Consider the following 18707-nt stretch of genomic DNA (forward strand, 5'->3'; position numbering starts at 1 on the left):
TAGAACAGCTATTCTGTAATATAAAAACCGAATTCACCCGCATTGACCGAGTGGATCACGACGAGATACGACGCAAGGAACTTCGACCACTCGTGATCGATGTCGGCGTGCGCCAAACATTACACCAACATGGTTGTACAGAGTTCCTGACGCGGTCACCACACCCTCAACTCTCATTCTCGTTGGGGCCCACCTCCTGGGCAGGTGGAGATCAGGATCGAAGTGGAACTTCTTCGGTGAGAGCGGGCCCCCGATCGTGATCGAGGTCCACATGGTCGCGTCCAGTGCTCACTAATTCAGCACACTCGTTTGATCTCCTATGATCGCCGACGGAACCGCGGAGTTCGTCCGACTCGTCGCCGGTCGTGACAGTGGGACATTACTAAGCGCACAGATCGTCGGCCCCGAGGCGTCAGAATTGGTCGGCGAAGTTCGTTCCCGCTGACGACGCGGGTTTCCGATCCTGTGGACAGCAGTGGCTCGTCGTCTGCTCGGGACTGCTCACGGGGATGTCACCCACGACCTTGGTCGCGTCGTCGCGCCGTTTCGCGGGACCGTGGTAGACCGTCTCCTCCGTCCTCGGGACGGTGTATCTCCCGAACGGCACCGTCCTCACGCGCCTCGATTTCGTTGGTCACCTCTGAGGATTCGATCAGTGCGATGATGTCTCCGGACCGCCTCCGTCGCGTGCGTCTGGCCGTCCGTGTGGTGGACGCCAGCCCGCGATCTGTGTTTGATAAAAGAATAATCGTTCTGTATTCGAAAAAAGATTCCCGACGCGGTCAGACGAAGGCATTACAGACGTACGATCGTAAAATACGGGCAGCGTCCGCGTCAGGAGTTCTGGACGTGGAGTTCGATGACGTTCGTCGCGCTCCGCACCATATCCGGGATCTCGTTATAAAACTCGTCGTCGTCCATCCGGGTTACGGGAACCGAGATACTGACGGCTCCGAGGACGCTCTGGTCTTCACCCATGATCGGCGCACCGATGCAGCGGAGACCGCTGATGTGTTCCTCGTCGTCGACCGCGAATCCGCGGTCCCTGACCACCTGCAACTGGTCCAGCAGTTGATCCCTGTCGGTGATGCTCTTGTCTGTCTTCGCCGGGAGCCCGTGCCGCTCGACGATCTCGTCGAGTCGTTCGACGGAGACGTGTGCGAGAATCGCCTTCCCGGAGGCCGTGAGGTGGAGCGGCCGCCGCACGCCGGGATAGATGTCGAGATTGACCGCCTTGTCGCCTTTTTTACAGACGAGGTAGACGCCGTGGCCGTACTCCTCGACGACCAGGTTCGCGAGTTCACCGGTCTGGGCGGCGAGTCGTTCGATCTCCGGTACCGAGATACTGTAGAGGGCCTGCTGATCGCGTGCGCGTCCGCCGAACTCCAGGAGCCGCAGACCCAGTGTGTATTCGGTACCACGCTGGACGACCATCTCCTCGGACACGAGCGTACTCAGGTGGTTGTGGACGGTGCTCTTGTTCATTTCGACGGCCGATGCGAGTTCTGTCACCCCCGCGCTGCCCATCCTCCTGAGTTCGTCGAGTAAACGGATCGTTTTCTGGCTCGTCGTGACCGGGTTTTTTGGCTCGTTCTTCATGAACGTCCCTTTTGATTCAATCATAAAAAGTGTTGTTCTTGCTTTCAGAACACTTGTTCAGTATTTCTGCAGTGCGGATCTAGCGACGAACCGATGCGAATCAGAGTCGAACAGTAGTTCGACCGGCGTGAATCCGAATGAGAGCCCGTTCTGAAAAAGGAAATGAGGACTCGTCGAGCCGAGTCATGTGGGGGAGTCCGAGCGGTCGGAGATCCGCTCATCGGTGCAGGACGGCGAAGCCAGGTAACACTCCGGCCGGCGTTGAGACGACAAGTTATTTGTCAGCCGCCCTTGTTCTGAGCGACATGGAGCTAAGTACGTACCAACTTAGTATCTCGAGCGATCGCCGGTTCGAAATACTGAACGTGACGCCGGAGGTCGAAGCGACGCTCGACGAATCGGGCGTGAACGATGCGCTCGTCTACGTTTCGACGCCACACACTTCGGCGGCACTGTCCACCAACGAGTACGAGGAGAAACTGCTGGACGACATGATCGACTGGTTCAAAGAGATCGCCCCGCCGGACGACGGCTATTACCACGATCTCGACCACATCAACGCAGGCGAACAACCGAACGCCCACGCACACCTCCTCTCGGCAGCGATCAAACGGCCCGTCCTCTTGCTCCTGCGAGAGGGGGAACTTGACCTCGGAACGTGGGAGGAGGTCATGTTCTTCGAGCTGTGTGGGCCGCGTGAGCGAACGATCGAGGTCACGGTACTCCAGTGAGATGACGGACGCGTCCTTCGGACGATCCGTTATCGTCGCACTCGACCATGGACTCCACTGGGGCGTGTACGACGGCTTCGAAGACCCTGGCGAGACGCTCGACCACGTGCTCGAGGCGGACCCCGATGGGATCCTCGCCTCGGTCCCGTTCCTGCGCCGGTTCGAGTCACGCATCGCCGCTGCGGACGTCCACACTATCGGAACGATCGACCTGTTGTACGACTCGACGCTCCCTGGCCAGCACGAGGACGCCGAGATTCACACACAGGTGTTCAGCGCCGCGGACGCTGCGGAAGTCGCTGACGCCGCGAAGGTCGCGCTCGTCTACGGACGGGACGAGCCCGGCGTCCTGAAAGAAAACGCCGAGTTCGTCGCACGGGCGAGCGAAGCGTGCCGAGCGGCCGACATCCCGCTCGTCGTCGAACCGACGCTGTGGGGGAACCGTGTGACCGACGAGTTCGATCCCGACTTGCTCGCGCACGCGAACCGTCTCGCCTTCGAACTCGGTGCTGACATCCTGAAGAGTCCTTACCCCACGGCCGGATTCGAGCCCATCGCGGCGAACGCGCCACAGCCGATGTACATCGCCGGTGGGCCGGCCGTCGACACCGATCGTGAGGTCCTCGAGATGGTCCGTGGTGCCTGTGACGCCGGCGCGCTCGGCGTCATGTTCGGACGGAACATCTGGCAACGCGACGATCCCGCAGCGGTCATCGATGCGCTCTCGTCGATCGTTCACGGCGACACGACGGTCGAGGAGGCTGCCACCCAGCTATGAACCTCCCGTATCCACACTTCCAAGTTAACCTCAAGGTATACCCCGACACCTGGGGTGACCACGCGGTCGCGTTCGCGCGGATGCTCGAACAACTGGAAGCCGAGACCAGCGCACGGTTCGTCCTCACGCCACAGCTCCCCGATCTGCGGCTGATCGCTGCGGAGACTGACGTGACCGTGACCGCCCCGTTCATGCACGCGACCGAACCCGGACGGGGCATGGGGAAGATCCTCCCCGAGACGCTCGCCGACGCTGGCGCCGACGGGGTCGTGATCAACCACGCGGAGAACCGCGACACGCTGACCGACCTCGTCTGGAAGATCGAGCGCTGTCGCGACCTCGGCATGGACTCGATCGTCTGCGTCGACAGCATCGAGATGGGACGCGCCGTCGCCGAGTTCGACCCGGACTCGGTGATCTACGAGATGCCCGGCGACATCTCCTCGGACCGTGCGATCACGCAGACGCATCCCGACCGCGTCCGCGCGTTCCTCGCGATGATCGACGAGGAGAACCCACGAACGCGCGTGCTCGTCGGCGGCGGCATCTCGACTGCCGAGGACGTCCGTCTCGCCTTCGAACAGGGTGCCGACGCGACCGGGGCGGCGTCGGCCGTCTCGCTGGCGACCGACCCGGAAGGACTACTCCGGGAGATCGCCGCCGCGTTCCCCTGACCTCGCCGCGCCGGTACGGGGTTTTATTAGGGGATCTGCCACAGTATGATGTGTACACATGTCGAAAAAGAACGTTCTGGTGGTATGTGGGACGTCCGTTGCAACGTCGACCGTGGTGAAAGAGGCGCTAAAGGAACAGCTCCCCGAGCGCGGGGTCGACGTCGGCACGATCGCCAAGGGGAAGGCGACCGAGGCACAGAGCAAGGTCTCGTCGGGCGACTTCGACCTTATCGTAACGACGACGTCGCTCAGCGAGGACCGCTTCGACGTACCGATCATCCAGACGACGGCGTTCATGACCGGTATCGGCGAGGACGAGGTACTCGACGAGATCGCCGCCGCTCTCTCGGAGTGATGCGCTCCGTCGGCCGCGACCTTCACGATCGATAGTAATACTTAACACAGATGTCCTACCTTCGCTAGATGGGTGACAGCATACATCATGGTTACACAGGAGATCCTGCTGCAGTCGGGCATCGATTCGTTGTTGAACTCGATAAACAGCGTCATTCAGGGACTCGGCGTGAGTGTCCTGTTGCCGATCATCATCTTCGTCATCGCCAAGTTGTTTCGGGTCGACACCGGGAAGGCGGCGCGTTCGTCTGTCCTCATCGGCGTAGGCTTCATCGGGATCAACCTCGTCATCGGACTGTTCGCAGAGAACATCAGTCCGCTCGCACAGCGAATGGTGGACGTGAGTGGGATCACGCTCCCAGCGGTCGACGTTGGCTGGCCCGCCGGGGCGGCCATCGCGTTCGGGATCGCCGAAATCGGCGTCTGGATGATCCCGCTGTTCGTCGGGTTGAATCTCTTCTTGTTCGCCATCGGGTTTACCTACACGCTCGACGTGGACATCTGGAACTACTGGCACTTCGCCTTCATCGGCGGCCTCGTCTACATGAGCACGAACAACTGGGTCTACTCGGTCGGAGTGGGGCTGGTGCTCGGGGTGTTCGTCCTCGTCGCCGCGGACTGGACGCAGCCAGCGGTTGAGGAGACGTTCGACACCCCGGGAATCTCGATCCCGCACGGCCTGTCGGCACCGTTCGCTGTCGCCGCTATTCCGATCCACTGGGCGGTCGATAAGACGCCGCTCGGCGACATGGAGGCCGATCCCGACGCCATCCAGGACCGGCTCGGGCTCCTCGGCGAGCCGATCTTCCTCGGACTCGTCATCGGGCTGGTTATCGGGATCGCGGCGTACAGCAACGCGCTCTTCGTGGCAGAGAACTGGTACACGATCCTCGGTGCTGGCGTTGCGTTCGCCGCGGTCATGCATATCCTCCCGATGATGGTCGGCATTCTCATGGAGGGATTGAACCCGCTGTCGCAGTCGATCCGTGACTACATGACCTCCCGGTTCGAGGGCCGCGACATGGCTATCGGCCTCGACTCGGCCATCCTCATCGGCCACGAGTCCGTCATCGCGTCGAGCCTCCTGATCGTCCCCATCGCCATCGTCATGTCGGTCATCCTGCCGGGCAACGAGGTCCTCTGGGGCGTCGACCTCGCGACCTTCCCCTTCATGTTCGCGCTGATGGTGCCGATCATGAACGGGAACGTGGTGAAGATGGTCGTCACCGGGACGATCCTCCTCATCCCAACCCACTACATCGCGACGGCTGCCGCGCCACTGCTGACCCGCGCCGCCGGAAGCGCTGGGTTCGACCTCGGTGGACGGAGTCTTATCACCGCACCCCTCGGCGATGCGGGGACACCTGCGACGGGCCTTCTCGCGCTCATCCCCGCGCCCGTCGGGTTGGTCATCGGCTTCGTCACCGCCATCGGTATCTGGGCCGCGCTCCGGACGTGGCCCAAGCGAATGTACATGGTCGCCGGCGCCTCCGAGGAGAAGGCCGAGGAGACGGTCCAGCGCCGCCACACGGGCAAGGGCGGCGGCCTCCTCCCGAACAAGATCGGGGGACCGGTCGAGACCACTGGCGCCGAGATACAGTCGGACGACTGAACCCGACTGGGGACTGGAGACGTATTTTTTGCTCGCTGTTGCGCTCTTGATGCGTGGCTTTTTCTGCCGCCTCGGTGAATAACGAGTCGATGCGAACCGAGAGTATTACCCTAGCCGGCGGAAGTGACGAGGATGTACTGACACGGCTCGGCGAGTACGCCATCGATCGGGGCTACGCCGAGGAAGGCTACGTCGACGCCCTCCTCGAACGCGAGGCGAACCACCCGACTGGACTCGACGTCCCCACGAAGGGGTTCGGGATCGCGATCCCACACGCCGACCCGGATTTCGTCACCGAAGCGGCCGCTCTCGTCGGTCTCGCCCCCCCGGGTGAGGTAATCGAGTTCACAAGTATGGACGATCCCGATCAAACGGTCGAGGTCGAGGTCGTGATCCTCCTCCTCGTGAACGAAACGGAGGGATACACCACCTTCCTGTCGAACCTGGCGAAGTTGTTTCAGGCGGACGAGTTCGCGACGCTCGTCCGTCGACGCGACGGCGATGGACTATTGGGCCTCGTGGTCGACCGCTGTATCGAGGGCGACGCCTGAGGCACTTCGACTCACCCCTCCAGCTCGAAGTCGTTCTCGACGAGTTCCACAAGCCGTTCGACGGCGTCTCCACTGTCCGCACCGTCGGCGGTTATCTCTAAGTCTTCCCCCTGCTCGATGCCGAGTGAAAGAACCTGGATACTGCTCTTGGCGTCCACCGTCTCGCCGTCGGTCGGCCGGCCGATGCGGATCTCGGAATCGAACCCAGCTGCAGTCTGAACGAATTTCGACGCTGGACGCGCATGCAATCCCGTCTCGTGTATGACCGTGACGCAGTGCTGTGCAGTAGGCATGTGAGCGACAACCAGTGGCAAGTCATTACTAGGATATACTAATCTTTCCGGTCGACGAACGGTCCTCCTGAACCGAGTAGGTGATCCAATCAGTATTAGACAAAATAAGTTGGATAAATATCGTCAACTGATATGAGCTATCGTATGAATCGACGCGCAGACGTAGACGCTGTAACTTCTCGCGGTTCCCTCAGTGAAGTGCCTGTTGTCGACGCCTTGCTCCCGAGCTTCCGAGGTGGTGAAGCAAGCGGATCTGCGGTCGTAGCGGTCTCGTCAAGCGGCCGCTAGAGCCGATCCTGAAGCCCGAGAGCGGTTCGATGAGATGGCAAAAAAGACGTGGGGGTCGACGCCAGCGGATACGTATCGATCGAATCTCGTTCCGTATGAATTGAGCCGTGTGCGACGTGATTTCTCCGCGGTATACGGCCCATCAGTCACACTCGTTGTCGGACGAAGCGGCGGGCGTGTCTCGGGCATGGATACCGCGGACGGTGATCGGCGCTGTTTTCAATTTGAGAGTATGCTGCTGCCGAACAGCCGAACTAGGTCTCTCACTCGAATGTATGAATGATTCCAAAAACATTTGATTGTCTCACTCGACGGTGCGCCGTACTTCGGGGTTCTCTCCAGGCTGTTTCGCCGTCTGTCAAAGTGGGGATCGATTCTGCGCTCAGCGATATTCGTCGACGTCGATGACCTTCTCCGTGGCCTCGTAGCGTACCTGCGCGTGGAGTTTGGTGAATTCCCATCGGTCAGTAACTCACGACTGACGTCGTGGGCTTCCGCCTCGCAATCGTGCGAAACACTGAGGCGGTTACCTTACCACTTCGTATTTCACCGAAATGATCATCAGAGATACCCACAAACTACTGGATAGCATGTCCTAACCCGACGCCTCCGTACTCTCTCCGACGGGTCAAAGGACTGGCCTCAACCCGATTGAGGCGTTCAGTGTCCTCGACGATACGACCCGGGCGAACATCATCGGGACAATTGTCGGCCATCCGAAAGGCACTCCTTCGAAAAAAGAGCTTGAGTACTACAATCCAGACCGTCGTCGACGAGCTTGAGACCTACCTCGAGGCACCGAACGAAGAATGACGGATCACTCTTCGGAGCGCCCGTTCTGCCGTCGCGACCGGGCGACGCGTTCGAGGCGGTCTTCGTCCCACTCGGGGTGTTCGTGTCGGAGGTAGGCAACGAGGTCTTCGATCTCGGCCGGATCCGCGTCGGCGTCCTCCTGACCCGACGTGCCACGGACGGCCCTGACAAGTCCCCGTTGACGACTCGCGACCGCGACGGCCGCAACGCCCACTAGTCCCAGAATCGCTTGCAGGGGGCCCGAGTCACGGATCAAAATAATGGCCTGGCTGAGCGGTGGCAGCGCCTCGTTGTGCGAGTAGTCGAGCACGACACGGTCGTGGTCGGCGAAGACATTTCGAACGAACTGCTGGTTCCCCGGGCGTTCGAGCATTGCGTTGATCATCATGCTCGGGTCGGCGATGACGATCACGCGACCCGCACCGACCGGTTCGGCCGTGGCGACGGGACGCGGACCGATCGTCTCGTTCTCGTCGAACGCTGCGTTTCGGTTCTCGTCGAAGTACGCGAACGACGAGGAGTTCACCAGGATCTCCGTCTCGCTCTCCTCGCTCGTGTTCGCCACGAGTGCCGTCCCGTGGTTGAGCGTGAGCTGGTCGACGCCGGTCGTCAGTTGGCTCTGTTCTACGTCGGTGGCGACCGTGATGTTCGGCGACTGGTAGTAGTAGCGTTCGTCACGGAGCAGTCGCCCGTCGACGCTCGTGTTGACGCCGAGTGCGTCGAGCAGCGGGTTCGAGTACTGGCCGAAGTCCTCGGCCACGACGAGCGTCCCGCCGTCGTTCACGAACGCTCGCACCCGTGCGACCTCTTGGGGGGTGTACGCCCGATCGGGTGTGAGGATCACCGCCACTGTTCCATCGGGGGTGGTCGTTTCGTACACCGAGGTGTTGAGTGCGATCTGACTCTGGGTATCGACCGCCGCGGCCTGCTCTTGGAGTTGTGACGAGCCGTCCCAGGCGGCGTTGTACGCCCCGAACGCCGCGGTCGACGTGCTCGCGGCGAACACCACTGTACTCAGCATGACGACGAGCAAGACGACGAGCAACGCCCGGGGAGACCGGAGCCACGACGGTATGGCTGACATCTACACGAGCACCCCCAGTGCGGTCGACACGAGTTCGTCGGGCAGGATGGCGAGGATCCGCCGAACGACGATGTAGGCAAAGCCGAGCAGCGCGGGCGGGATGAGCCACCGGATCCGTCGCCGCCACCGTGGCGTGATCTGGAACGGCTCGGTGAGTTCCGTGACGACGAGGAAGCCGATGAGCGAGACGACGAAGAACAGTTCGTACGAGAGGCTGTCGAGGAGTGCGAGGACGAGCGCCGTGACGAGCATCCAGGCCGTCTGCGCGTGTACGAACTGCTGCCGTCGGTTCGTTACCACACTCGGTAGTTACGGTCCGCGATTGTTAACGCATCGGTCGAGTGGACAGTGTTCTGTGGGTATACGATCGACGGTGGATTGTAAAGTCGTGGGTATCCTCCGTTCGTTTTATAAAGACACTGGCTCGGCCTCGGCGTCGCCATCGCCGCGACGGTGGGGGAGTACTGTGGTTCCGTCGGGACGGAGACCGGGACCGACGCTCGTCACCGAAGTCCCCCTCGTGACCGGAGAGGCGAGAGTACGTCGAGACCCGACGATTGCGAAGTTCGCTAATCGAAGTCGCACAGGGTAGCCGTTTCAGGCCGTGAGAGACCTGATTCGCGCGCGCGAGACGCCGTGACAGACGGCGTGAAAGTCAGTGAACAATCGTTATCTATAAGTGTAGAAATTCAAACGGTAAAGCGGAATCACCATGACCAAGCCACGTGACACGATCGACCGGCGACGGCTACTCAAACTCCTCGGCGTCGGTGGCGTCGCCGGTCTCGCAGGCTGTGCGGGGACCGGTGAGGCCCCAGGGACCGAGACGCAGTCTTCCGGCGGGAGCGGCGGTTCGACCCAGTCGTCGGGCGGCGAGTCGACGGCGTCGTCCGGTGGCGAGTCGACGGAGAGCGGACCGCAGATGGCTTCCGAGATCAAAGTGTGGGGCTGGGACGTCGCGGCCAAATCGCTCGACCTCATCGACGAACCGTACGAGGAGGCAAACGGCGGGCAGGTGTCGATCACGCAGATCGGCCGGGCCGACATGAAGGACAAGTTCAAGTCCACGCTCCTGTCGGGGTCGGGGGCGCCCGCCGCGGCGATGATGGAGAGCGTCGACGCCGCCTCGTGGGTCGACACCGGTGGGTTGCGGGACGTCTCCGCGTGGCTCGGCGAGGCCGGGATCAAGGACAAGTTCGTCGCGGGCAAGTGGGGCCCCCTGGAGAAAGACGGCGGCACGTTCGCTCTCCCGTGGGACATCGGTCCCGTCGGCACGTTCTACCGGCGTGACGTGATGGACGAACACGGCGTCGACGTATCGAGCGTGGAGACGTGGGACCAGTACATCGAGGAGGGCCAGAAGCTCCCCGACGACCAGTACCTCCTGAACCTCCCGTCGAACGACTACGACGGCCTCTGGCGCATGATGTACCGCCAGATCGGCGGCCAGCCATTCACCGAGAACGGCGCGGTGAACATCAACTCGGACAAGAGCCTCCAGGTCGCCCGCATCCTGAAGCGAATCCGCGACTCGGGCGTCGCCAACGACCTCGCGTCGTGGTCGTCGTCGTGGTTCACGGCGTTCGGGGAGGGAACGACCGCGAGCCTCACCGCGGGCGCGTGGATGGAGGGGACGCTCAAGGCGGAACTCGGCGACACGTCCGGGCAGTGGGGCGTGTTCAAGCCGCCGGCCATCGAGTCCGGCGGGTCGAGAGCGACAAACTGGGGCGGGTCGAACGTCACGATCCCCCAGCAGGTCTCCGACGCGAAAGCCCGCCGCGCGTGGGACTACATGGCGTTCACCCTCGGCCAGGCGGAGCACCAGATCACGATGTACGAGGAGTTCGGCATCTTCCCGGCGCTCCGCCCCGCCTACGAGAACGACGCGTTCGACGCGTCCAACGAGTTCCTCGGTGGGCAGTCCGCCGGGCGACTGTTCGCGGATATCGCGCCGAACATCTCGCCGTACCGCTTCACGGTCGACACCCCCGAAGTGACGAAAGCCATCAACACGCACTTCCGCGACATGATGACGGGCAGCAAGACGGCCAAGGAGGCCGTCGACGCGGCCGCACAGCAGGTCGCCGACCGAACCGGTCGGGACCTCGCCTGAGGCGGTCGCCATGGCGATTCGTGAGACGACGGTCACAGTGCCAGCCTCGGTGAGCGACAGGGTTCGGTTCCTGCGGCAGGCCGTCTCCGAGCGACTGCCGAGCGCGAGCGACACGACCGTCGGCTACCTGTTCTTGCTGCCGGCTATCGTCCTCTTCGCCGTCTTCCTCGCCTTCCCCATCGTCTACACGCTCTATCTCTCCTTCTTCCGGTTTCAGGGCGTCGGCGGGGAGACGCTGCTGTGGATCGACACGCAGTTTCTCTCCTACCGGCTCGTCAGCATCGCCGACCTCCAGTTCGTCGGCCTGCAGAACTACACGGCGATGTTCTCGGACACGCTGTTCCACCAGGCGCTTTTCAACACCGTGTTCATCCTCGTCGTGCAGGTGCCGCTGATGGTGGCGCTCGCGCTGTTGTTCGCGGTCGCGCTGGACGCGTCGTTCGTCCGGTTCCGCGGCTTCTTCCGCACCGCGCTCGCGCTCCCGGTGTCGGCGAACCTGGTGGCGTACTCGACGGTGTTCCTCCTGATGATGCAGGACGCCGGGCTGGTCAACTACCTCCTGACGTCGGTCGGGCTGGGGCCGATCCCGTGGCTCACCAGCGAGTTCTGGTCGCGCATGACCATCGTCGGCGCCGTCACGTGGCGCTGGACGGGCTACAACATGATCATCCTGCTCGCGGGGCTGCAGAACATCCCCCAGCAGCTGTACGAGGCCGCGGAGATCGACGGCGCGAACCGGATCGAGAAGTTCCGGTACGTGACCGTCCCGCAGCTGCGACCCGTCCTGTTGTTCGTCTTCGTCACCTCCACCATCGGGACGTTCAAGCTGTTCTCCGAGCCCGTCATCATCAACGGCGGCGGCGCGCCCCTGGAGTCGACGATCACCATCGTCCAGTACATCTATCAGACGGCCTTTATCGACTTCCGGCTGGGTTACGCGAGCGCGCTGACGTACGTCCTCATTGGCGTCGTGAGCGTCCTCTCGATGATCCAGCTGCGCGTCGGAGGTGAGGACGGTGCGTGAGTCGACCCGTCGGGAGGGCGCCTGGCAGTTCCTCACGTACACGTTCATCCTGCTGGGGACAGTGGTGACGCTGGTGCCGCTGTACTGGATCTTCGTCGCGTCGACGCTCCCCGAGTCGGAGTTCCTCTCGTCGACCGACCCGCGGCTCCTGCCCGGGGACGCTTTTCTCTCGAACTTCCAGTCGCTCCAGGCGCGCGAGAACGTCCAGTTCGTCGGTTCTATCGGCCAGATGCAAGAGTACATCCAGCTCGGCCCGGTCTACTTCGCGTACGACTTCTGGCACCTGTGGAACCCCGGCGCGATCGAGAACAGCGTCTTCATCGCCGTGGTGTACACGCTGTTGTCGCTGCTTCTGTGTTCGATGGCCGGCTTCGCCTTCGCGAAGTACGAGTTCCGGTTCAAAAAGCCCATCTTCTACGCCATCCTGGCGACGCTCATTTTGCCGATTCAGCTGCTGGTGATCCCGTTGTTCTTGCTCATGAGCCAGCTCGACATGACCAACACCTACTGGGCGATCATCCTCCCGTGGGCCGCGAACCCGCTGGGGATCTTCCTCATGCGCCAGAACATGAAGTCGATCCCCGACGCGCTGCTCGAATCGGCGCGGATGGACGGCGCGACGGAGTTCCAGCTGTACTACAAGATCGCCCTGCCGACGATGAAGTCGTCGCTCGCGGCGCTCGCGATCATCCTCTTTCTGTTCCAGTGGAACCTCTTTCTGTTCCCGCTGGTCATCCTCGAACAGAGCAAGTACACCATTCCCGTGGCGATCAACCAGCTCGTCGGCGCCCAGCGCGTCTACTACGACCAGATCATGGTCGCGGCGACGCTCTCGGTCGTGCCGATCTTCGTCCTGTTCTTATTCTTACAGAAACAGTTCGTCAGCGGGATCCTCGCGGGGTCGGTCAAGGAGTAACCATGTCAGGAATCCAGTTACAGACGCTACGGAAGGAGTTCGGTGACGGCGCCGAGTCGGTCGTCGCCGTCGAGGACATCGACCTCGAAATCGACGACGGGGAGTTCCTCGTCCTCGTCGGCCCCTCGGGGTGTGGCAAGACCACGACGCTCCGCTGTATCGCGGGGCTCGAAGACGTGACGTCGGGGACGATCATGTTCGGCGCGACCGACGTGACGCCGCTCCGCGCGCGCGACCGCGACGTCGCCATGGTGTTCCAGAACTACGCGCTCTACCCGCACATGAGCGTGCGGAAGAACATCGGCTTCGGGCTCCGGCTCTCGACGCAGTTATCATCCGCCGAGATCGACACGCGCGTCGAGGAGACCGCCGAGATGCTCGGCATCTCCGAACTGCTCGGCGACAAGCCCAAGGAACTATCGGGGGGCCAGCAACAGCGCGTCGCGCTCGGGCGGGCGATCATCCGCGAACCCGAGGTTTTCCTCATGGACGAGCCGCTTTCGAACCTGGACGCCAAACTCCGCGCGCAGATGCGGACCGAACTGCAGGAACTCCAGCACACCCTCGGCACGACGACGGTGTACGTCACGCACGACCAGACCGAGGCGATGGCGATGGGCGACCGCATCGCCGTCATGAACGGCGGCGTGCTCCAGCAGGTCGGCCGCCCCGAGGAGGTGTACCTCTCGCCCACCAACGAGTTCGTCGCGGACTTCATCGGCAGCCCGAGCATCAACCTCTTCACCGCGACCGTCGACGGGCGGAGCCTCTCGGGACCGGGCGGGTTCAGCTACGATCTCTCGGACCCGACCGTGCTCGACGGACACGACCGCGTCAGGGTCGGCATCCGCCCCGAGGACGTGGGACTCGTCCCACACGGCGAGGGCGGCACGGAGGCGACGGTCACCGTCGCCGAACACATGGGCAACGAGAACTTCCTCTACCTCGAACTCGCCGGACAGGAACTCACCGCCCGCATCGACAGCGCCATCCGCCCGGAGGCGGGCCAGACCATCCGCTTTACGTTCGAAGAGGAGGCGCTGTACCTGTTCGATCCGGAGACGGGTGCGTCGCTGAAGACGAAGACGGACGACGCGGACGCCGACGTCGCGGCGCTCGTCTCCGGCTAATCGCCCGCGCGGGGCCGCGTTTTTCCCCCGCCCGTCTCGTAGCGTCGGTCACTCCCGGCCGCGCCTGTGGTCGACGACCCCGACGACCACGAGGCCGAGCGAACAGATCGTGACGAGGAGTTGGAACTCGCCGAACCAGATCGGGAGCCGCGGGATCACGGCCTTGATCCCGACGAGCAGGAGCGACAGCCCGGGGATGTCGGCGGCGCTGATGCCCGAGTCGCCGTCGGTCTCGGGAGGCGACGGCTGGGAAGTCTCAGTCGGTGACGCAGACGTGGACACACCGGTCGCGTCGGTACCGGTCGGGGTCGTTTCGTTCTTCCACGGCGTCGCGTCCGTCACGGGCGGCGTCACGGTCGCCTCGGGCGACTCGTACGCTCCCGCGGTCTCGCCGACGGGCATCGGGTCGGCCTCGTAGGGGATCAGGGGCGTGCCGTAGCTCCAGACGACCTCGCCCGCGGGCGTCACCTCGAAGATCCGCCGGTTCAGCGAGTCGGTCACGAGCGTGTTCCCGTTCGGGAGGCGGTCGGCGTCGCGGGGCCACTGGAGCCGGAGTCCACCGGCGTTCGCGAGCGTCCACGTCTCCTCCCATCCGTCGTCGGTTCGCCGAAGTTCGACGACGCGGTCGTTCTCGCTGTCGGCCACCAGCACCCGGCCAGGCCCGAGCCACTGCGGGTTGTGCTGGTGGTTCATCACGCTGGGGTCGCCACACCTGACGCGACCGTCGTCGTCGAAGTCGGCGAGCTGTCCGCCCACGGTACACGAGCCGTCGTCCGTGTCGTCCGTGTCGGCGTTGATCACCTCGACGACGCCCTCGCCGCGTTCGACGATCAGGAGCTGGTTGGCGTTCCGGACGGAGACGAGAAAGCGGTCCTCGTCGATGACGTCCACGTCGTTGATGTGGAGCCAGTCACGCCGGGTGACGTCGGGCGGGGCGTCGTAGAAGCCGCTGTCGGCGGCGTTCCACTCCCACTCGATGGTCCCGTTCTCGACGATCGCGATGCGCTCGTACTCCATGTCGGCGAACACGAACCGGCCGTCACCGAGTGGCTCGACGTCGTGGACCTCGCTGTGGGTCGGCCCGCGGAGGGGAAACGTGAACTCCGAAACGACGGGTGGGGGCGAGCCCGCCGAGGGGTCGATGACGCGGAAGCCAGTCTTCGTGCACGGGGGCTCGTACGGGTCACAGCCCGTCTCGTAGCCGTTGTGCATGAACGCCGCGACGACGTTGCCGTTTTCGAGTCGTGTGACGTCGAAGTAGCTGTCACGGTCGTTGAGCTTCCAGACCACCTCGTGATCGTCGAGCAGGTAGACGCTCCCCTGCTTCTGCCAGTTCGTGCCGCCGCCCTGTGAACCGACGAGGACCTGTGGGCCGCGCGCGTCACTCGCAGTGGGCGTCGTGGCCGATGGGTCGCTGGGGTCGGTCGCCTGTCCGTCCGCGGAGGAGTACGATCCAGGGTCGTCGCTACTGTCGGTCGCCGAGACGCCTGGCGTGCGTGCGGAGACGTCGCGCGACGGTGCCGTCGCGGCACTGGCTGCGAGCGTCGTCGAGAGGACGAGACAGCCGACGAGGACGAACACCACACCGCGGGAGAGTCTCATTGAACCGGTGATTGTCGGTCAAGCGGTGTGATCTTTCTGATCGGTCGTCGCGGCTGGGGCCCACCTGGAGCGTGAGGACGGTCGTCAGTTCGGATACCCCGTCGCGCTGGGAATCGACTGAGCGACCTCCTCCGGGGGTGGATCGAACCGCTCGGCGTGGAGGAGACCGGCGAGATGTTCGAGCGTGTCCACGAGCCGCGGACCCGGGCGGTTGACGTAGTGATTGCCGTCCATCGCGTGGACCCGGCCGTCCCGGACGGCCCGTAACTCGTTCCAGCCGTCGCGGATCCGGAGGTCGTCGAACGCGTCGACCGTCCGGGCGAGCGAGAAGCCACAGGGCGCGGCCACGAGTACCTCCGGGTCGGCGTCGCACAGGGTCGCCCACTCGACCGGTCCCGAGCGTTGGCCGGGGTCGGCGAGGAGGAACTCGCCGCCGGCGAGGTCGACGAGTTCGGGCATCCAGTGGCCGCTGACCATCACCGGATCGAGCCAGTCGAGAACCGTCACGGTCGGCGTCTCCACTCCCTCGGTCGACGCCCGAACCCGATCGACGCGCGTCCGGAGCTCCGAGACGAGCGCCTGCGCCCTCGACGTTCGATCGATCGCCTGGCCGATCCGCTCGATGTCGTCGAAGAGATCCGACAGCCTGTGGGGATGGGTGGCGATGATATCGGCGTCGAGTCCGAGGTCGGCGACGGTCTCGCGGACGACCGTCTCGTCGACGGCACAGACGTCACAGAGCCCCTGGCTGATGACGACCTCGGGATCCAACTCGCGAAGGCGCTCACGGTCGAGTTCGTAGACGCCACCGTCGTTCGTCGCGTCCTGTACCTGGTCGTCGATGGCCTGGCTCGACCCGGTCGTGTCGATCGTCGAGTGGACGACCGTCGGGAGTGTTTCGACGTCCGGTGGGTAGTCGCACTCGTGGGTGACGCCGACGGGATCGACGCCGAGCGCACGGACGATCTCGGTCGCCGAGGGGAGGAGCGAGACGACGCGCATGCGGGCTATCGGGAGGCGAAGATCAAAAGTACGGCGAGTCGTCCTGTCGGAGAGTCAGGAGGGCGACGCCCGGGGTGCTCACGTCTTCAGACGAGAGAGGATGTCAATTCGGCGCTGCAGTCGGTCCGTCGACCGCCGCCAGCCGTTCGACAGCGGGCATTTCCAGGAACGAAAGCAAGGTGTACAGCTCGAAGTGGTTGTCTTCCCCGTTCAGGTGTTCCTGATAGCAACGCTCCGCATCCTCGCGGCTGAGGAACGGGAGCGCGTCGAGGATCGGGCCCTTCTCGCGGAGTGTCTCCTCGACGAACGAGTGCGAGCGGATCAGTCCGTTGGCATCGAGCCACGGCCCGTGTGACAGGTGCGGTTCGGGCGGCTCCTCCGACGGGAAGAACCTCCGTCTGAAGTGAGTTGCATGGCTCCACAGGAACGTAACAGGGAACGACTGTGTGAGCGGAACGCCGGTATAGCTATGAGGGATTTTGGCGATCGACTCGTCGAGTTCCGCCGTCGTCGCGTTGATGATATTCCTGCGTCCCCGGTGTTTCAGCGGCATTTTGAGCGCGATGTCGACGAGCCGATTGTCGAAGAACGGGCTCCAATGTGGCATTATTCCGTTCAACGCGTGGTAGAAGTGGTCAGATTTATTCGAAAACGGATAGAAGTCGTCGAAGAAGACGAGTTCGTTGACCGAGTCGTACGCAACGCCGTGGTGTGAGATACCGTCTCCGGCAGTGATATTCCGCTCTAGAATCTCCGTCAAGCTCTCGGTGTGCTTGAGGTACGCAGGCAGCTCTTTCGCGCGGTTCGAGACGAACTCTTCGACGCTCGTGACCTCCTTCACAGTCGGAAGTTGGATACCCCCGAGCGGGCCGAGTTCGATCCGTGAGACCGGATAGGCGTGATCTCTGAACAGCGTATCCGCTCCGTGCCCGGAGATGAGAACGTCGACTTCGTCACGGAGTTGCTCGTCGAAGGTGGTTACGTGTGCCTCACAGAACCGTCCGATGAAATTCATCGTTTTGGGGACGGTTTCGAGCATTCGCTCGTGTGAGTCACGGTCGTGCGTGAGCAATCGGAACTCACGGCCTGCGGCGTCCGCCACCCGCTTGGCAGTCCGTGTCTCGCGACTCTGCCACCCCGTCGAGTGGTACGTACGTAGGTCGATATCGTCGTCGAGGCCGGCCAGTACCGCCCGCGAGTCGCTCCCGCCGCTCAGCAGTAACCCGTACCGTAGATCGGGATCAACGCGTTCCGAGAGGACCTTTTCGAACCGGTCGACGAACTGGTCGACGAAGTACGAAAACGGCTCGTCGAGCGGTTCGATCCGTGGTCGCCAGTAGCGCTCCGTCTCGACATCGCCCGTATCGAGATCGATAGCCGTCACCGACGACGGAAGCAACTCCTCTACGCCGGTAAACGGCGTTTTTGTTCCCCCGATCGATCCGAGCGAGAAGTACTCGCTGAGATACTCGACATCGAACCCTGCCTCGACACTGGGATAGGTGGGAAGCGACTGGATGTGTGTCGAGAACACGAACTCGCCGGAACTGGGTCGAGCATAGAAGACGGGGCGCGTCGCCAGACGGTCCGTGACGATGTACACAACGCTGGCTGCCTGGTCGTAGAACACGGCCATGAACGTCCCGTTCAGTCCTTCGACGAACTCGATTCCGTCCTCGCGATACCGTCGGGCACAGAACTGTTCGACCGTCTCGGGGCCGCCACTCTGACGGGCGTGATATCCCGTCGAGTCCTCGTACCCCCAGATGTTCCCGACGACCCACACGAGTGTCTCGCCTCCGGTCGTGGCCAATGGACTTGGCACTGGGCTCGAATGGTGGCGGGTCCGGATCGCGAGACGGGCGTCGCTGTACGAGGTAGTCACCTCGTCACTGGTCGTCACCAGTGCGTCGGTCAACGCATCGATCGAGTGCTCGCGATCGCCGACGATACCACACAGACCTACCATCTGTGATATTCCACGGTGCTGTCTCAAAAGTCTTGTTTTATCGATGAATTGACCCTACACGAACTCCTCCCCCGAATGGCGACATATATCCAACTATACCGGGCACAAGACCGACAAAAGCGCTACTGATCAGTTTATTTCGTATGGAAACAGTTAGCTTCTCGGATAGTGAAA

18 protein-coding genes are annotated in these 18707 nt (G+C 62.9%); 10 read left to right on the forward strand and 8 right to left on the reverse strand.

What is annotated here, in order from left to right; translation table 11 throughout:
• Positions 1–412: 412 nt before the first annotated feature.
• On the reverse strand, positions 413–607 hold the full coding sequence (locus tag NKJ07_RS00900; protein WP_318568736.1) for a hypothetical protein: 195 nt from the start codon (positions 605–607) through the stop codon (positions 413–415).
• Positions 608–834: 227 nt separating this feature from the next.
• Positions 835–1599: an IclR family transcriptional regulator gene (locus tag NKJ07_RS00905; protein ID WP_318568737.1), complete on the reverse strand. Its 765-nt coding sequence runs from the start codon at positions 1597–1599 to the stop codon at positions 835–837.
• A 305-nt stretch (positions 1600–1904) separates the two neighbouring features.
• Here NKJ07_RS00905 and NKJ07_RS00910 point away from each other — a divergent pair, with 305 nt between their 5' ends.
• The 6 genes from NKJ07_RS00910 (at position 1905) to NKJ07_RS00935 (ending at position 6299) form a co-directional block, all read left to right on the forward strand.
• Positions 1905–2330 (forward strand): secondary thiamine-phosphate synthase enzyme YjbQ, encoded by a 426-nt coding sequence (locus NKJ07_RS00910; RefSeq protein WP_318568738.1) that lies wholly within the window; start codon positions 1905–1907, stop codon positions 2328–2330.
• A gap of 64 nt (positions 2331–2394) precedes the next feature.
• The gene (locus NKJ07_RS00915) at positions 2395–3108 is read left to right on the forward strand and encodes a class I fructose-bisphosphate aldolase (RefSeq protein WP_318568739.1); all 714 of its coding nucleotides are present in this window, start codon (positions 2395–2397) and stop codon (positions 3106–3108) included.
• Positions 3105–3782, forward strand: coding sequence for a triose-phosphate isomerase (locus NKJ07_RS00920; RefSeq protein ID WP_318568740.1), 678 nt, complete (start codon positions 3105–3107; stop codon positions 3780–3782). The genes NKJ07_RS00915 and NKJ07_RS00920 overlap by 4 nt, the downstream gene beginning before the upstream one ends.
• Before the next feature lie 58 nt (positions 3783–3840).
• The gene (locus NKJ07_RS00925) at positions 3841–4137 is read left to right on the forward strand and encodes a PTS sugar transporter subunit IIB (RefSeq protein ID WP_318568741.1); all 297 of its coding nucleotides are present in this window, start codon (positions 3841–3843) and stop codon (positions 4135–4137) included.
• Positions 4138–4305: 168 nt separating this feature from the next.
• Positions 4306–5748, forward strand: coding sequence for a PTS galactitol transporter subunit IIC (locus tag NKJ07_RS00930; RefSeq protein WP_318570512.1), 1443 nt, complete (start codon positions 4306–4308; stop codon positions 5746–5748).
• Between the two features lie 89 nt (positions 5749–5837).
• Complete coding sequence (locus NKJ07_RS00935; protein ID WP_318568742.1) at positions 5838–6299, forward strand: PTS sugar transporter subunit IIA; 462 nt, start codon at positions 5838–5840, stop codon at positions 6297–6299.
• Between the two features lie 11 nt (positions 6300–6310).
• Here the strand turns inward: NKJ07_RS00935 and NKJ07_RS00940 are convergent, their stop codons facing one another.
• From NKJ07_RS00940 to NKJ07_RS00950, 3 genes are all read right to left on the reverse strand, one after another.
• The gene (locus NKJ07_RS00940; RefSeq protein ID WP_318568743.1) at positions 6311–6592 is read right to left on the reverse strand and encodes an HPr family phosphocarrier protein; all 282 of its coding nucleotides are present in this window, start codon (positions 6590–6592) and stop codon (positions 6311–6313) included.
• 1105 nt (positions 6593–7697) lie between these two features.
• Complete coding sequence (locus tag NKJ07_RS00945) at positions 7698–8777, reverse strand: DUF4350 domain-containing protein (RefSeq protein WP_318568744.1); 1080 nt, start codon at positions 8775–8777, stop codon at positions 7698–7700.
• Positions 8778–9077, reverse strand: a complete 300-nt coding sequence (locus tag NKJ07_RS00950; RefSeq protein WP_318568745.1) for a DUF8044 family membrane protein — start codon at positions 9075–9077, stop codon at positions 8778–8780. It lies immediately after the preceding gene.
• Positions 9078–9489: 412 nt separating this feature from the next.
• On the opposite strand from NKJ07_RS00950, the gene NKJ07_RS00955 reads away from it, so the two are divergent.
• The 4 genes from NKJ07_RS00955 to NKJ07_RS00970 are packed head-to-tail and all read left to right on the forward strand — an operon-like array spanning position 9490 to position 13960.
• Positions 9490–10890 carry an ABC transporter substrate-binding protein gene (locus NKJ07_RS00955; RefSeq protein ID WP_318568746.1) on the forward strand — a complete coding sequence of 467 codons (1401 nt, stop codon included), beginning with the start codon at positions 9490–9492 and terminating at the stop codon, positions 10888–10890.
• Between the two features lie 10 nt (positions 10891–10900).
• Positions 10901–11914, forward strand: coding sequence for a carbohydrate ABC transporter permease (locus tag NKJ07_RS00960; RefSeq protein WP_318568747.1), 1014 nt, complete (start codon positions 10901–10903; stop codon positions 11912–11914).
• Positions 11907–12830: a carbohydrate ABC transporter permease gene (locus NKJ07_RS00965; RefSeq protein ID WP_318568748.1), complete on the forward strand. Its 924-nt coding sequence runs from the start codon at positions 11907–11909 to the stop codon at positions 12828–12830. The genes NKJ07_RS00960 and NKJ07_RS00965 overlap by 8 nt, the downstream gene beginning before the upstream one ends.
• A gap of 2 nt (positions 12831–12832) precedes the next feature.
• Entirely contained in the window at positions 12833–13960 is a 1128-nt protein-coding gene (locus NKJ07_RS00970; protein WP_318568749.1) for an ABC transporter ATP-binding protein, read from the forward strand.
• Between the two features lie 48 nt (positions 13961–14008).
• Here NKJ07_RS00970 and NKJ07_RS00975 read toward each other — a convergent pair whose 3' ends face one another.
• From NKJ07_RS00975 to NKJ07_RS00985, 3 genes are all read right to left on the reverse strand, one after another.
• Positions 14009–15562, reverse strand: coding sequence for an aryl-sulfate sulfotransferase (locus tag NKJ07_RS00975; RefSeq protein WP_318568750.1), 1554 nt, complete (start codon positions 15560–15562; stop codon positions 14009–14011).
• Positions 15563–15646: 84 nt separating this feature from the next.
• The gene (locus tag NKJ07_RS00980; RefSeq protein WP_318568751.1) at positions 15647–16564 is read right to left on the reverse strand and encodes a cobalamin-binding protein; all 918 of its coding nucleotides are present in this window, start codon (positions 16562–16564) and stop codon (positions 15647–15649) included.
• A 103-nt stretch (positions 16565–16667) separates the two neighbouring features.
• On the reverse strand, positions 16668–18533 hold the full coding sequence (locus NKJ07_RS00985) for an asparagine synthase-related protein (protein ID WP_318568752.1): 1866 nt from the start codon (positions 18531–18533) through the stop codon (positions 16668–16670).
• Positions 18534–18707: the final 174 nt, after the last annotated feature.

Source organism: Salinigranum marinum, assembly GCF_024228675.1.
GTDB lineage: Archaea > Halobacteriota > Halobacteria > Halobacteriales > Haloferacaceae > Salinigranum > Salinigranum marinum.

Excerpts from the sequence above, each read along its gene's own strand:
- NKJ07_RS00905 (WP_318568737.1), bottom strand. The coding sequence starts at position 1,599 with ATGAAGAACGAGCCAAAAAACCCGGTCACGACGAGCCAGAAAACGATC.
- NKJ07_RS00910 (WP_318568738.1), top strand. The coding sequence starts at position 1,905 with ATGGAGCTAAGTACGTACCAACTTAGTATCTCGAGCGATCGCCGGTTC.
- NKJ07_RS00920 (WP_318568740.1), top strand. The coding sequence starts at position 3,105 with ATGAACCTCCCGTATCCACACTTCCAAGTTAACCTCAAGGTATACCCC.
- NKJ07_RS00925 (WP_318568741.1), top strand. The coding sequence starts at position 3,841 with ATGTCGAAAAAGAACGTTCTGGTGGTATGTGGGACGTCCGTTGCAACG.
- NKJ07_RS00935 (WP_318568742.1), top strand. The coding sequence starts at position 5,838 with ATGCGAACCGAGAGTATTACCCTAGCCGGCGGAAGTGACGAGGATGTA.
- NKJ07_RS00940 (WP_318568743.1), bottom strand. The coding sequence starts at position 6,592 with ATGCCTACTGCACAGCACTGCGTCACGGTCATACACGAGACGGGATTG.
- NKJ07_RS00945 (WP_318568744.1), bottom strand. The coding sequence starts at position 8,777 with ATGTCAGCCATACCGTCGTGGCTCCGGTCTCCCCGGGCGTTGCTCGTC.
- NKJ07_RS00955 (WP_318568746.1), top strand. The coding sequence starts at position 9,490 with ATGACCAAGCCACGTGACACGATCGACCGGCGACGGCTACTCAAACTC.
- NKJ07_RS00960 (WP_318568747.1), top strand. The coding sequence starts at position 10,901 with ATGGCGATTCGTGAGACGACGGTCACAGTGCCAGCCTCGGTGAGCGAC.
- NKJ07_RS00970 (WP_318568749.1), top strand. The coding sequence starts at position 12,833 with ATGTCAGGAATCCAGTTACAGACGCTACGGAAGGAGTTCGGTGACGGC.
- NKJ07_RS00975 (WP_318568750.1), bottom strand. The coding sequence starts at position 15,562 with ATGAGACTCTCCCGCGGTGTGGTGTTCGTCCTCGTCGGCTGTCTCGTC.
- NKJ07_RS00980 (WP_318568751.1), bottom strand. The coding sequence starts at position 16,564 with ATGCGCGTCGTCTCGCTCCTCCCCTCGGCGACCGAGATCGTCCGTGCG.
- NKJ07_RS00985 (WP_318568752.1), bottom strand. The coding sequence starts at position 18,533 with ATGGTAGGTCTGTGTGGTATCGTCGGCGATCGCGAGCACTCGATCGAT.